This is a genomic window from Paraburkholderia phymatum, assembly GCF_040965635.1.
Taxonomy (GTDB): domain Bacteria; phylum Pseudomonadota; class Gammaproteobacteria; order Burkholderiales; family Burkholderiaceae; genus Paraburkholderia; species Paraburkholderia phymatum_B.
In genome coordinates this window covers 211,346-223,956 of record NZ_JBFRCH010000003.1, presented here as the reverse complement: position 1 = coordinate 223,956, position 12,611 = coordinate 211,346, and the positions used below count along the sequence as shown (strand labels likewise).

11 protein-coding genes are annotated in these 12,611 nt (G+C 64.5%); all 11 read right to left on the bottom strand.

The annotated features are described in order from the left end of the window. Nucleotides 1-89: 89 nt before the first annotated feature. Nucleotides 90-470, bottom strand: a complete 381-nt coding sequence (locus tag AB4Y32_RS07635) for a PaaI family thioesterase (RefSeq protein WP_368720738.1) — start codon at nt 468-470, stop codon at nt 90-92. A 102-nt stretch (nt 471-572) separates the two neighbouring features. Continuing rightward, a complete protein-coding gene (locus AB4Y32_RS07630; RefSeq protein ID WP_368720737.1) occupies nt 573-1,586 on the bottom strand; it encodes a LacI family DNA-binding transcriptional regulator in 1,014 nt (337 codons plus the stop codon). Between the two features lie 36 nt (nt 1,587-1,622). Then, nucleotides 1,623-2,720, bottom strand: a complete 1,098-nt coding sequence (locus tag AB4Y32_RS07625; protein WP_368721080.1) for an ABC transporter ATP-binding protein — start codon at nt 2,718-2,720, stop codon at nt 1,623-1,625. 43 nt (nt 2,721-2,763) lie between these two features. Beyond that, nucleotides 2,764-3,672 carry a carbohydrate ABC transporter permease gene (locus tag AB4Y32_RS07620; RefSeq protein ID WP_368720736.1) on the bottom strand — a complete coding sequence of 303 codons (909 nt, stop codon included), beginning with the start codon at nt 3,670-3,672 and terminating at the stop codon, nt 2,764-2,766. Next, nucleotides 3,672-4,505 carry a carbohydrate ABC transporter permease gene (locus tag AB4Y32_RS07615; RefSeq protein WP_439899764.1) on the bottom strand — a complete coding sequence of 278 codons (834 nt, stop codon included), beginning with the start codon at nt 4,503-4,505 and terminating at the stop codon, nt 3,672-3,674. The genes AB4Y32_RS07620 and AB4Y32_RS07615 overlap by 1 nt, the downstream gene beginning before the upstream one ends. A gap of 156 nt (nt 4,506-4,661) precedes the next feature. After that, the gene (locus AB4Y32_RS07610; RefSeq protein ID WP_368720735.1) at nt 4,662-5,906 is read right to left on the bottom strand and encodes an ABC transporter substrate-binding protein; all 1,245 of its coding nucleotides are present in this window, start codon (nt 5,904-5,906) and stop codon (nt 4,662-4,664) included. Nucleotides 5,907-6,047: 141 nt separating this feature from the next. Further along, a complete protein-coding gene (locus AB4Y32_RS07605; RefSeq protein WP_368720734.1) occupies nt 6,048-7,487 on the bottom strand; it encodes a GH1 family beta-glucosidase in 1,440 nt (479 codons plus the stop codon). 319 nt (nt 7,488-7,806) lie between these two features. Continuing rightward, the gene (locus AB4Y32_RS07600; RefSeq protein WP_368721078.1) at nt 7,807-8,793 is read right to left on the bottom strand and encodes a hypothetical protein; all 987 of its coding nucleotides are present in this window, start codon (nt 8,791-8,793) and stop codon (nt 7,807-7,809) included. A 295-nt stretch (nt 8,794-9,088) separates the two neighbouring features. Beyond that, entirely contained in the window at nt 9,089-9,262 is a 174-nt protein-coding gene (locus AB4Y32_RS07595; RefSeq protein WP_368720733.1) for a hypothetical protein, read from the bottom strand. A 107-nt stretch (nt 9,263-9,369) separates the two neighbouring features. Then, nucleotides 9,370-11,196 carry a diguanylate cyclase domain-containing protein gene (locus AB4Y32_RS07590; RefSeq protein ID WP_368721077.1) on the bottom strand — a complete coding sequence of 609 codons (1,827 nt, stop codon included), beginning with the start codon at nt 11,194-11,196 and terminating at the stop codon, nt 9,370-9,372. Next, complete coding sequence (locus AB4Y32_RS07585; RefSeq protein ID WP_368720732.1) at nt 11,196-12,302, bottom strand: PotD/PotF family extracellular solute-binding protein; 1,107 nt, start codon at nt 12,300-12,302, stop codon at nt 11,196-11,198. Before AB4Y32_RS07585 ends, AB4Y32_RS07590 begins: the two co-directional genes overlap by 1 nt. Nucleotides 12,303-12,611: the final 309 nt, after the last annotated feature.

Genomic DNA, 12,611 nt, shown 5'->3' with positions numbered 1-12,611 from the left:
GACCGCCTGCCGCGCGAAGCCCGAAAAAGTTACCGGTCACAACGCATGGAGCGGTAAGGTTGCATCGTCATCGAAGGGGCGACGCGGCGTCACGCGTACTTGAACACGCCCTGCGCGCTCGCGATCAGCACCTTGTGGTCGACCCACGCTTCGGCGCGCGCAAAGAACACCGAACGGCCACGGCGTTCGAGAAAACCCTTGCCGATCACGTTTTCTCCGAGGCCCTTGTCGAGGTAGCTGATGGTCAGCGATAGCGTGAACGCATGGATCGGATCGCCGTCGCTATAGAGGCCCGAATAGCCCGCCGCCGCATCGAGCAGCGTGGCGATCGCGCCGCCTTGCAGCACGCGCTGGCGATTGAGCGTCGCGGGCCGGATCGGCATGGTGAGTTCGGCGTAGCCGTTTTTCCATTCGGTCAGCTCGACCGACAGCGATTCGAGAAAAGGATTGTCGAGAGTGGGTCGCGGCATGACGGGCTCCTGGTGAGCCCCCAATGCTAATGCAGCCGCGCGCACAGCGTGAAACGGCCCGCGCTTATCACGTGCATGGCCACGGCCGAAGGCGGCATGAGATCACGCCGATTTCGGCCGCGCCACTGACGCGCGCATCGTCACCGTCACCGGAAACTCGCGGAAGATCTCCCACTTCGTGCCATAGCACTGGTTGACGAGCCAGCGCACCGCGTTCTGCGTGAGCTGCGCGGTGGGAATGTGCACGGACGTCAACGCGGGCGCGGCATAGACGGCCGAGTAGTCGTCGTCGTAGCCGATCACGGAGACATCGCCGGGCACCGAGATGCCGACTTGATGAAAACGCGCGAGCGCGCTGACGGCCATCATGTCGTTCGCGCAGAAGAGCCCCGTGAACGGCACCTTCGAATCGAGCAGCTGGCACGTCGCCGCATAGCCGCCTTCGGGCGAGAAGTCCGATTCGATCAACGGCACCGTATCGCGCTCGATGCCGTGACGCGCGAGCTCGTCGAAGAAGCCGTCGAGCCGCTCGACGTTGTCCGATGCCGTAAACGGCCCGGAGATCACGGCGATTTGCCGGTGCCCGTGCTCGAGCAGCGTTGCCGCCGCCAGTTCGCCTCCGCGCCGATGGTCCGCGCAGAACGACGCATCGGGCGACTGCTCGAATGAACGATTGAGAAAGACCATCTTCGGATGCATCCGGTGCAACTCGTCGAGGTCTTCGTCATGCAGGTCGTGGCTGATCACGACGACGCCGTCGCAATCGCGCCCGATCAGAAAGCGCACGGCTTCGAGCGCCTGCTCGCGCGGCGACGACTGCCCGCAGCCCGTCGCCACGACCACATGACGATGCACCGCGCGCAGTTCGAGATCGGTCTGCGTGAGGATCGTGCCGTAGTACGAGCCGAAGAACGTCGGCACGAACAGGCCGATGATGCCGAGCTGCTGCGTGGCCATCGCGCGGCCGATCGACGACGGCCGGAAGTTGAGCTCGGCGATCGCGGCCTTCACGCGCGCGGCCGCATCGGCCGATACAGGTCCTTTGCCGGAAATGGCGCGCGAGGCCGTCGACAGCCCCACGCCCGCCAGCTCCGCGACATCCTTGAGAGTCGCCACGGTATCTCCGTCCGCTTGTGTTGTTGCGCGTACTGCTCAGAGGCGCGCGCCGCCAGCCTCGTCGAACAGCGATATATGCGCGTCGTCGATCGCAAACGCGATGGAATCGCCTACGGCAACGGGCGTTTTCTCCTGGTCAATCGACGCGATCTGGATGCCATGATAATCGAGCCAGACAACGCGGTGGTTGCCCATTGGTTCGATAAGCGACACTTGTCCGCGTTGATCCGGGTCCGCGCCGATCCGCACGCGCACGTCCTCGGGTCGCACACCGAGCACGCTCGGCTGGCCATGCACGGGCTGCGCGGCGAACGCGTAGCGCGACACGTCGACGTCGAGCTTCGCGCCCGTGAAGCGCACGCCGCCGCCTTGCACCGCGAGCGTGCCGTCGAGCAGGTTCATGGACGGCGAGCCGAGGAAGGTCGCGACGAAGAGATTCGCGGGCCGTGCGTACACTTCGGCGGGCGTGCCGAACTGCTGGATCACGCCGCTCTTCATCACGGCCATGCGCGTGGCGAGTGTCATCGCTTCGACCTGATCGTGCGTCACGTAGATCATCGTCGCGCCCAGGCGCTGATGCAGTTGCTTCAGCTCGCGGCGCAATTCCGTGCGCAGCTTCGCGTCGAGATTCGACAGCGGCTCGTCGAACAGGAACACATCGGCTTCACGCACGATCGCGCGTCCGATCGCGACGCGCTGCCGCTGTCCACCCGACAGTTGCGAGGGCTTGCGCTTGAGCAGCGGACCCAGTTGCAGCATGTCGGACGCACGCGCGACGCGCCGCTCGATTTCCGCCTTCGGCGTGCCGTTGATGCGCAGCGCGAACGACAGATTGCGCTCGACGCTCATCGTCGGATAAAGCGCATACGACTGGAACACGAGCGCGACGCGCCGGTCTTTCGGATCGGCCCACGTCATGTCCTCGCCGCCTATTTCGATGCTGCCTTCCGTCACGTCGATCAGGCCCGCGATGCTATGAAGCAACGTCGACTTGCCGCAACCCGACGGGCCGAGCAGCACGACGAATTCGCCCGCGCGCACGTCGAGATCGAGCGCGTCGATCACCGTGTTCGCGCCAAGCTGGATCTTCAGGTCGCGGACTGCGACGTTGGCCATGTTCGCCGCGGTTGCCATATCCGTTGCCATATCGGTTGCCATATCAGCCTCGATCTGTGCTCTAGCCCTTCACTGCGCCCGTCGCGATGCCGCGCACGAACCAGCGGCCCGACACGAAATACACGGCAAGCGGCACGATCGACGTCAGAATGGTCGCCGCCATGTTGACGTTGTAGATCTTCTCACCCGTCGTCGTGTTGATGATGTTGTTGAGTTGCACCGTCATCGGCAGATTCTTCGTGCCCGCGAACACGAGGCCGAGCAGGTAGTCGTTCCAGATGTTCGTCACCTGCAGGATCATCGCGACGACGATGATGGGCAGCGACATCGGCAGCATCAGCTGAAAGAAGATGCGCCAGAAACCGCCGCCGTCGATGCGCGCGGCCTTGAACAGTTCCAGCGGAATGCCCGCGTAGTAGTTGCGGAACAGCAGCGTCATCACGGGCATGCCGAAGATCGTATGGATGATCACGATGCCGGGCAGCGAGCTGAACAGATGCACGCTCGCGAGCACGCGCACCATCGGATAGATCATCACCTGATACGGAATGAACGCGCCAAGCAGCAGCACGCCGAAGAAGAGCCCGGCGCCGCGCGGCCGCCAGAACGACAGCGCATAGCCGTTGATCGCGCCGATCACGATCGAGAACACCGTGCTCGGCACGACGATGCGCACCGAGTTCCAGAAGCCTACGCGGATGCCGTTGCAATCGAGCCCCGTGCACGCCGACTGCCAGGCGTCGCCCCACGGTTGCAGCGTGAAGTGCACCGGCAGCGCGAGCAGGTTGCCCAGACGTATCTCGCTCATCGGCTTCACCGACGTTACGAGCATCACGTAAAGCGGCAACAGGAAGAAGAGCGCGGCGACGATCAGAAAGCCGTACACGCCCAGACGCGCGGGAGAAAGGCGCCTTTTGCGCGCATGGCGGCGGCGCTGCGTGTGGGCGGAAGGCTCAAGCGTCACGCTCATCACAGCTCCTTGCGAGATGAAGCGCGGCTTCGCGCATACAGGAACGGCGCAAGAATCGCGAGCACCGTCGCGAGCAGCACGATCGACGCCGCCGACGCGAGACCGATGTTCGCGCGCCCGAACAGATAGTCCATGATGAACTTCGCGGGCACTTCGCTCGCGGTGCCGGGGCCGCCTTGCGTCATCGCGACGACGGCGTCGAACAGCTTCACCACGGCGACGAACAGTAGCACGAAGGCCGTCGATATCGACGGGCCGAGCATCGGTATCACGATGCTCACGTAGACGCGCCAGCGCGGAATGCCGTCGATGCGCGCGGCCTTCCACAACTCGTCGTCGATGCCGCGCAGGCCCGCGAGCATCACCGCCATCACGAGCCCCGACGCCTGCCACACGGTCGCGATCACGATCGTGTAGATCACCCAGTCCTGATCGACGATCCAGTCGAAGCGCGCATGCGCGAAGCCCAACCTGTGCAACAGAGACTGCGCGCCAAGCCCGGGATTGAGTATCCATTGCCACACGAGGCCCGTCGCGACAAACGACATCGCGTACGGATACAGGAACACCGTGCGCAGCACGCCTTCCGCCATCACGCGCTGATCGATGAAGATCGCGAGCAGCGTGCCGATCGCGAGGCACGCGACGATGAAGCACACGCCATAGATCGCGATGTGCTGCAGCGACACGAGCCAGCGGTCGTTATGAAAGAGCCGCGCGTATTGCGCGAAGCCGGCGAAGTCGCTCGACGGAAACGTGTGCGAGTTGCTGAGCGACACGCGCGCCGTCCACAGCATCGTGCCGAGATACGCGAAGACGACCGTCAGCATCATCGGGATCAGCGCGATCCATGCGGCGAGTTGCCAGCGCTTGCGCAACGGCCGCGCGCGCGTTCTCGCGACGGGTGCGCCCTTCGTGCCCTTCGTGCCTTTCATCCCCTCGGCGGCCATCTCCGGCAGCGCGTGCGACTTGAGCATCCCCATCGTGCGTCAGCCCTTGAGTGCGCTCGCAAAGGCCTTTTGCGCGTCGTCGACCGACTGGTTCTTGTTCCAGAAGTTCGTGATGACGTCCGTCAACGCGCCCTGCAAGTCAGGCGACACGAGCATCTCCGGATTCGGCAGCTGACGCGACTTGTCCTTCATGATCGCGATGCCCTCCTTTGCGCACATATCGAGCTGGTTCACGTCGACGTCGGGCCTGATCGGAATCGAGCCCTTCTTCGCGCTGAACGCAACCTGCGCCTGTGGCGACGTCATCACGGTCGCGAGCAGGTTCTGCGCCTTGATCGAGTTCGCGTTGTCCGTCTTCGGGAACACGAACACGTCGCCCGCCACCAGATACGGCGAGTGCGGACCGAAGCCAGGAAAGCAGCCGAAGTCCTTGCCCGGCAACTGCTTCGCCGCCGAGAACTCGCCCTTCGCCCAGTCGCCCATTATCTGCACGCCCGCCTTGCCGGAAATCACGAGCGCCGTCGCATCGTTCCAGTTGCGGCCCGGCGAGCCCGGGTCGACATAGTCGCGCAGCTTCTTGAACGACGCGAGCACCTTCTTGAACGCATCGGAGTTGACGGCGTTCGCATCGCGGTCTCGATACACCTTCAGATAGAGATCGGGCCCGCCGACATCGGCGAACACAGCGTCGAAGGTGATCTTCTCCTGCCACGGCTGGCCGCCGAGCGCGAGCGGTATCACGCCCGCTTTCTTCAGCCTGTCGAGATCGGAGAGAAATTCGTCGAAGCTCTTCGGGTCGCCGGCAATGCCCGCCTTCGCGAACACCGGCTTCGAATAGAAGAACCACGCGGGCATGTGGATATCGACGGGCGCCGCGTAATAGTGGCCGTTGACCTTGATGCTGTCGAGTATCGATTGCGGAAAGATGGTCGCCCAGTTCTCTTTCGCGGCGACGGCATCGACGTTGTTGAGCAGGCCCTGATCGATCAGGTCATGGAACTGCTTCGACGTATTGAACTGCGCAGCCGTGGGCGGATCGCCGCCGACGATGCGATTGATTGCCGTCGCGCGCGCCTGGTCCGCGCCCGCCACCGCGTTGTCGACCCATTGGCCGCCCGCCTGGTTGTACGCGTCGGCGAACTGGCGGATGGCCGCCGACTCGCCGCCCGAGGTCCACCAGTGGATCACATTGGCCTTCAGCGGCTCGGCGTGCGCGACGACGCCCGCGATGGCCAGCGCGAGTGCGGCAGCGCTTTTCAACCCCCACTGCTTCGTGCTGTTCATTCCGTCTCCTTCGGGCTCGAGGTCCGAATTTTCAGGTCGCGAACCAGGCAGCTTGACGCGGCCATGTGTCATTTTTTCCGGTCAATTCTTCGGGTCGCTTTCGGTCGCTTTGGGTTGCTTCTTCGGGTCGATTCTATTGCGTCAGTGCTTCTCGCTGCGCTCCCTGATGAACTTCGCGATCAGCTCGCCGCTGCGCTTGACCGTGCGCTGCTGCGTCGCGTAATCGACATGCACGACGCCGAAACGCCGCTCGTAGCCGAACGCCCATTCGAAGTTGTCAAGCAGCGACCACACGAAGTAGCCGCGAATATCGACGCCCTGCTTGACGGCCTGATCGACGGCGGCCAGATGCCGCCTGAGGAACGCGATGCGTTGCGTGTCCTCGACGCGGCCGTCGCGCACCGTGTCGTCCGAAGCCATGCCGTTCTCGGTGATGTAGATGGGCGGCAGGTTCGGATACGCGCGATCGAAGCCCGTCAGCAGATCGCGCAGTCCGTCCGGACATACCTCCCAGCCCATCTGCGTGCGTTCGACATCGGGCAGCGGCACGTCGACGAAACCGCGCGCGCCGTCGCTCTTCACGTTGGTGCGGAAATAATAGTTGATGCCGAGGAAGTCGAGCGGTGTCGCGATGGTTTGCAGATCGCCTTCGAGCACGAGCGGCTCGGCGCCGGGCCACAACGCCCACAGGTCCGCCGGATACTCGCCCTTGAGCAGCGGGTCCAGAATCCACGCGTTGTGCTGCACTTCGAACAGATGCGCGGCGCGCACGTCCGCTTCGCTCGCCGACGCCGGCGTGCCGCGCCCGACGTTCGCGACGATGCCCTTCATCGACGCGGGATCGTTCGTGCGCAGCGCCTGCATCCCATGGCCATGCGCGAGCAGCAGATGATGCATCGCCTGCGTCGCGTAGCGCACGTTCGCGCGGCCCGGCGCATGATGCCCGTTGCCATAGCCGAGGAACGCCGAGCACCACGGCTCGTTGAGCGTCATCCACGCATCGACGTGACCTGAGAGTTCGCGGCTCATCAGGTCCACATAGTCGGCGAAGCGATAGACAGTCTCGCGGTTGAGCCAGCCGCCGCGATCCTCCAGATGCTGCGGCAAGTCCCAGTGATAAAGCGTGACGAAGGTCTGCAAGCCCTTGTCCTTGAGCTTGCCGAGCAGACGCTTGTAGAAGCCGATGCCCTTCGCGTTGGGACGGCCCGCTTCGTCCATCACGCGCGGCCATGCGATCGACAGCCGGTACGCCTCGAAGTTGAGCCGCTTGAGCAGATCGAGATCGCTTTCCCATCGGTGATAGTGATCGCAGGCCACGGCGCCCGTGTCGCCCGCGAGCACCTTGCCGGGCGTCGCCGAAAAGGTGTCCCAGATCGACGGCAGACGGCCGTCCTCGTCGACGGCGCCTTCGATCTGATACGACGCCGTCGCCGCGCCGAGCAGGAAGTCCTTGCGCCATAGCGCGGAATCGGGCGGCGGCGTGAAGGGGTCGTTGAGAGAATCGCTGCGGGAGCAGGTCCTCGTGTCCCGATGAGTGTCGCGCTGATCACGTTTTGCGGATGCCACTGCGTCGTATGCCACGGAACCTCCTCTCGCTGAACGGATTGGATTGGTCGTTTGACTGGTCGGCTGGACCGTGCGGAAGCATCGCGTGGAAGCGCTTCCACACATGACCCGCGCACGATAGCAGCGGCGCTTTCGGCGCAGCAATCAGGGTTTGTCTGGAGCGCGCCAAGGCTCTCGCGAAGCGTCATGCAAAGGACATCGATGGCGCAGCGCGAACGTCTGCGAAGCCGCCGAAGAGGCAGGCGCAAACGGACCAAACACCGAAAGACGAACGGCGCTTGTCGCGCCGTTCGTCTTTTGTCTTTCGTCTTTCGTCGTTCGAAGCAGGCGTTCGTTATGCCCAGTGCGCGGGCACCCACACGCGGCCGACCCAGTGGCCCGGAATCAACACGAGGGGACGCGGCTTCGGCGCGACGTAGACGACGTGCGGCGCGGGCGGCGGCACAGCCACGACGACGTGCGGCGCAGGCGGCGGGACCACGATGGGAGCCGGCGCGACCACGACAGCGGGCGGGGGCGGCGGCGCGACCACGACAGGCGCAGGAGCCGGAACGGGAGCCGCGACGACCACAGTCGACGTAGGCGGCGGCACGACGACAGCCGCGCCGACCGTGGTCGTGGTGCCCGTCACCACCGTCGTTCCGCCCGTCGTGACGGTGCCGCCATGCACGACCGTGCCGCTCGTCGTCACCGTGTTGCCGTGCGTGCCCGTCGCGCTGCCCGACGTGACGACGACGCCCGGTGCGACGCTCGTCGCGCTGCCCGAATGCGTGACCGTTCCGCCGTTGCTGCCCGTCACGGAGCCCGAGCGCGAGCACGTCCAGCCGGCGCAGTTCGTCGACGCCGAGTGGTTGTACGTGTTGCCGTTGCCGCCCGTCACCGTGCCCGACGATGTGTACTGGCCGGGCGCCGTGCGCGTCACGTCGCCCGAGGTCGAGGCCGTTCTGCCGTCCGAGCCCGTCATCGAACCCGTGTGCGCGCAGCTGCCGTTCGCGCAACTGGTGTCGCCGGAATGCTGGACCGAGCGTCCGTTGGGACCGTAGGCCGTGCCCGTGTTCGAGAACTGGCCCGGCGCCGTGCGCGTGACGCTGCCCGAATTGCTCGCGATGCCGCCGTACGGGCCCATTGCGCCGCCTGCATGATTGCAGGTGCCGCCGCCGCACGAAGCCGCATGCGCGCCGCTATACGTGCCGTGCGACGTGTAAGCCGTGCCGTGGCCGTACCATCCTGCCCACGCCGGCACGCTGACGAGCGACGCGCTTGCGCCGACCACGGCGGCCGCCGCTGCGAACGCGATGCGCCGCGACACGCCGCGCGCCATCGTCGCGGACGACGAGCGCTTCAGCAGATCGGAAAACGAGGAGAAGAGTTGCGAGCGGATTTTCACGGCGGTGTCCTTCACGGTTCGGGCCACTTCGCAGATGCAGCGTGGCGACGGATCAAACTGTAGAAGAACCTGCCCGCCAAGTCAGTTCAAAAACTATGTCGGGAAATGTCATGGCGGCGTGCAAGAACTGCCCGCGCACGGTGGGCGTCGTGACCGCCGTGACATAAATGGACTCGCGCGCGTCGGCGCATGAAAAAAAGACTTTAAAAAGGCTGTGAAAATCGTCGCGCTATGAAGAGCGGTCGCGTCCGCGCGCGCGGGTCGCGCCCGTGACGATGCCGATGCCCAGCAGGATGACGGCGACGATCGCCACGTAATGCTGCGCGACGTGCATGGTGATGAGAGCCCACGAAACGCCGCCAATAAAAATCAGCCAGCCGATCAGATAAATGACCAGGGTCATCCGGGTTCTCCCTTCTCGCTTCGACACGCAAGCCATCCGCAAGAAGCGTGCCGCCACGCGGCGCGAAGATCCCGTGATTTACCTCGTGCAAAGGCTCGCGCGAAGGCTCAAGCGATTACATCGGCCCCGTCTGCGGCGCTCTCGGCCCTGGCGGACGCGCTCTGGCCAGGCGGCATGTCGCGCCCGGCTCGCGCGCGTTGCAGCGCGAGCACTTCCTGATACGAGATCCACGCGCCCGAGCCGCCCGATTTCGCCGCATACATCGCGGCATCCGCGTTGAGCAGGAGTGTTTCGGCCGAGTCGCCGTCCGTTGGAAACTGGCTGATGCCGATGCTCGCGCCGACGGCTATGTGACGATCGCCGACCATCACTTCGTCGTCGAGCGTGCGCACGATGCGCGCCGCGATCGCGGGCGCCGCATCGGCCGAGCGCTCGCCCTTCACCAGCACGATGAACTCGTCGCCGCCCAGCCGCGCGACCATATCGCCGCTATACAGCACGTGCAGCAAACGCCGCGCGACGATCGCGAGCACGTCGTCGCCGACCGAGTGGCCGTACTCGTCGTTGATCTGCTTGAAGCGGTTCAGATCGATGAACAATACGGCGAGCCGCTCGCCGTTCGCCTTCGCCTCGTCGATCGCTTCCTGCAGCTTCTGCATGAACAGCATCCGGTTCGGCAAACCCGTGAGTCCATCGTGACTCGCGAGATGCGTCAGCTCGTGCTGCTTGCTGTGCAACTCGTCCATCTGCAAATGGATTTCGCGCCGCATCCGGTCGAAGCAGCGCGCGAGCACGCCGATTTCGTCGGTGCGCTTGAGCGGCAGCGCCATCATCGCGTGCTCGGAGAAGAAGTGGGTCGCCGCGTCCGCGAGCAGATGCAGCGGACGCGTCAGCGCGCGTGCAAAGAGAATCGCGAGCAGGATCGCGAACGCGCTGAAGATCAGCACCATGCGCACGATGCGGTCGCCGAGCATGTTCGCGCCCGTCAGCACGTCGTGCAGCGGCTTCGCGAGTCCGAGCACGATGAAGCGGTTGCCCTGCGATTTGCCGAATGGCCGGCGCACGAATGCGTAGACATGTCCATGCGCTTCTTTCGGCCGCGACAGCCCGTTCATCAGCACGGGCTGGGTCGACTGATCGAAAAGCGGTTTCGTCGCCGCGAAGCTGTCCTGCATGAAGACGCGCCGGCCCTTGTCGAAGCCGAAGGTCTGCGAAGGATCGGGATGCACGAGAAAGTCGCCCCACTCGTTCGCGAGATAGACCTGATAGTCGGCGGGCAGATCGGCCTGCGAGAGCCGCAGCAGGCTCGCGAGATCGACGTCGATGACGACCGCGCCGACCACGTCGCCGTGCGGATCGGCGACGGGCGTGCCGACCCGCAGTGTCGGCTTGCCCTCCGCCGCATGCGCGCCGTGCTCGTGATTGACGGCGATCGGCGAAATGTAGATGCGCCCCGGCGTCAGCGCGAGCGTATCGAATACATACGCGAACTGGCCTTTTTCCTGCAGCGCGCTTTCCTGCACGCGCACGGTGCCGCCCGCTTCGCGATCGATGCGGATCAGCTCCAGCCCGTAGTGATTGCGCGCGATGAGCCGCACTTGCAGATACTCCGGATGCTGCGCGATGAAGCTCGTGAACACCTGCGCGAGCCGGTCGCGCATCGGGTTTTCCGGCGACGTGCCGTCGTCGCTGATCGCGACAGCCGCTGACGATGGCATCGTCGACAGCACGAGCGCGTCGGCGGCGATATCGCTGATGGCCACCGTGAAGCGCTGGCCGAGCAGTTCCGTCGACGTGAGCAGGCTGCGCTCGGCTTCGCGCACGAGCATCGTGCGGTTTGCCTGATACGCGTAGAAGCCCGTCGTGCCCGACGCGAGCACGCCGATCAGCGCGAGCAGTACCGAGAGCTTGAACGTGAGACCCTGGCGCATGATCAGAAACGCTCCGGGCGGTCGCCCGATACGATGCGGCTCCACAGCGCCTCGCGCTTCTGGATGTCCTCGACGGGCTCGATCCAGATGATGTGGCTCTTGCCCGTGCTTTCGGGCGGCTCGGTGAGCGTGTTCGCGAGCCCCTGGCGCTGCGTCAGCAGCTGGCTCACGCCGGGTTCGATCATGTAGTTGATCCACGCGAGCGCGAGCGGCCGGTTCGCGGCCGCAGTCGTCATCGACCAGCAGTCGAGCCATGCGAGCACGCCTTCGTCGGGAATCACATAGCCGACGTCGGCGCCCGCGCGGCGCAGCAGTTCGACCTGCTGCGTGCCGTAGTTGCCGAACATCAGCGCGGCCTTGTGCTGCACGAAATACGCGGCGGCTTCCTCGGGCAGGTTGTAGTAGGTGAGCAGATTGCGCCGCAGATCGACGAGCTTGCGGGTGATCGTCTGGATCTGCGCGCCGTTCAGCTGGAACGGATTCGAATAGCCGAGCGCGAGCGCCGTGAACGAGAAATTGTGCTGCGCGCTGTTGTAGTCGAGTACCTTGCCGCGATAGCGCGGATTCCACAATTCGTTCATCGAATGCGGCGCGACGCTCACCTGCTTGCGGTCGTAGATCAGGCCCATCGTCGAATACGTGAACGGAATCGCGTAGACGTTGCCTTGATTCGTGAGCCCTTCGATCGAAGAGAGCGCGCGAAAGCGCGGCAACTGACGGCTCGTGTTCGGCAAGCGCGCGAGATCCAGCGGCGCGAGCAGGTTCTCGTGCGCGTAGCGCTGGATTTCGGCCGTATTCGCCGCGAGCACGTCGAATTGCGGCTGCGAGCCCTGATGCATCTTGTCCCAGAGCGCTTCGTCGGAATCGACGAGCGTGACTTCGACTTTCGCGTGATAGCGGTCTTCGAATGTCTTGACGACGTCGGCATCGGCATAGCCCGGCCATGCGAGCACGCGCAGCACGTTTTCGCCGGCGCTCGCGTGCGCGATCAGCAGAAAGCTGCAGACGAAAAGGATGACCGAGTCAACGAAATGCCTTCGATGCGCGTCGGTGCATGCGATGCTCGAGAGCACGCTTCGCCGTGAGACACATGAGCAGCACCACCGCATTTCGTTTTCCTTTTTGCGATTCGTGTTCGATGCACTCCAAACCACGCTTCAAACCGGCTTTCGTCAGACGCGATCCACGCGATGCGCTCGTTGCCGGCGTTGCGCCGGCGAGCGTCGCGGGAACACGGCGTCGCGTCGCGTGTGAACGATGCGTGACGAAATCTTCAGGTGAAGGAACAGCAGTCTAGCTGGAATCGCGCGCGCCAAAAATAGGCTTGCCGGCGTGTACACGCTGATAACGGCGCGGGCGAGCACATCTTTAACCCGTCGTTAACGATTAAAGCGCTCCAACTTTTCAACTGCTATTTT

Coding starts and splice junctions, on each gene's coding strand:
- AB4Y32_RS07635 (WP_368720738.1), bottom strand. CDS start 470: ATGCCGCGACCCACTCTCGACAATCCTTTTCTCGAATCGCTGTCGGTC.
- AB4Y32_RS07610 (WP_368720735.1), bottom strand. CDS start 5,906: ATGAACAGCACGAAGCAGTGGGGGTTGAAAAGCGCTGCCGCACTCGCG.
- AB4Y32_RS07595 (WP_368720733.1), bottom strand. CDS start 9,262: ATGACCCTGGTCATTTATCTGATCGGCTGGCTGATTTTTATTGGCGGC.
- AB4Y32_RS07600 (WP_368721078.1), bottom strand. CDS start 8,793: ATGGCGCGCGGCGTGTCGCGGCGCATCGCGTTCGCAGCGGCGGCCGCC.
- AB4Y32_RS07615 (WP_439899764.1), bottom strand. CDS start 4,505: ATGATGCTGACGGTCGTCTTCGCGTATCTCGGCACGATGCTGTGGACG.
- AB4Y32_RS07585 (WP_368720732.1), bottom strand. CDS start 12,302: ATGCGGTGGTGCTGCTCATGTGTCTCACGGCGAAGCGTGCTCTCGAGC.
- AB4Y32_RS07625 (WP_368721080.1), bottom strand. CDS start 2,720: ATGGCAACCGCGGCGAACATGGCCAACGTCGCAGTCCGCGACCTGAAG.
- AB4Y32_RS07620 (WP_368720736.1), bottom strand. CDS start 3,672: ATGAGCGTGACGCTTGAGCCTTCCGCCCACACGCAGCGCCGCCGCCAT.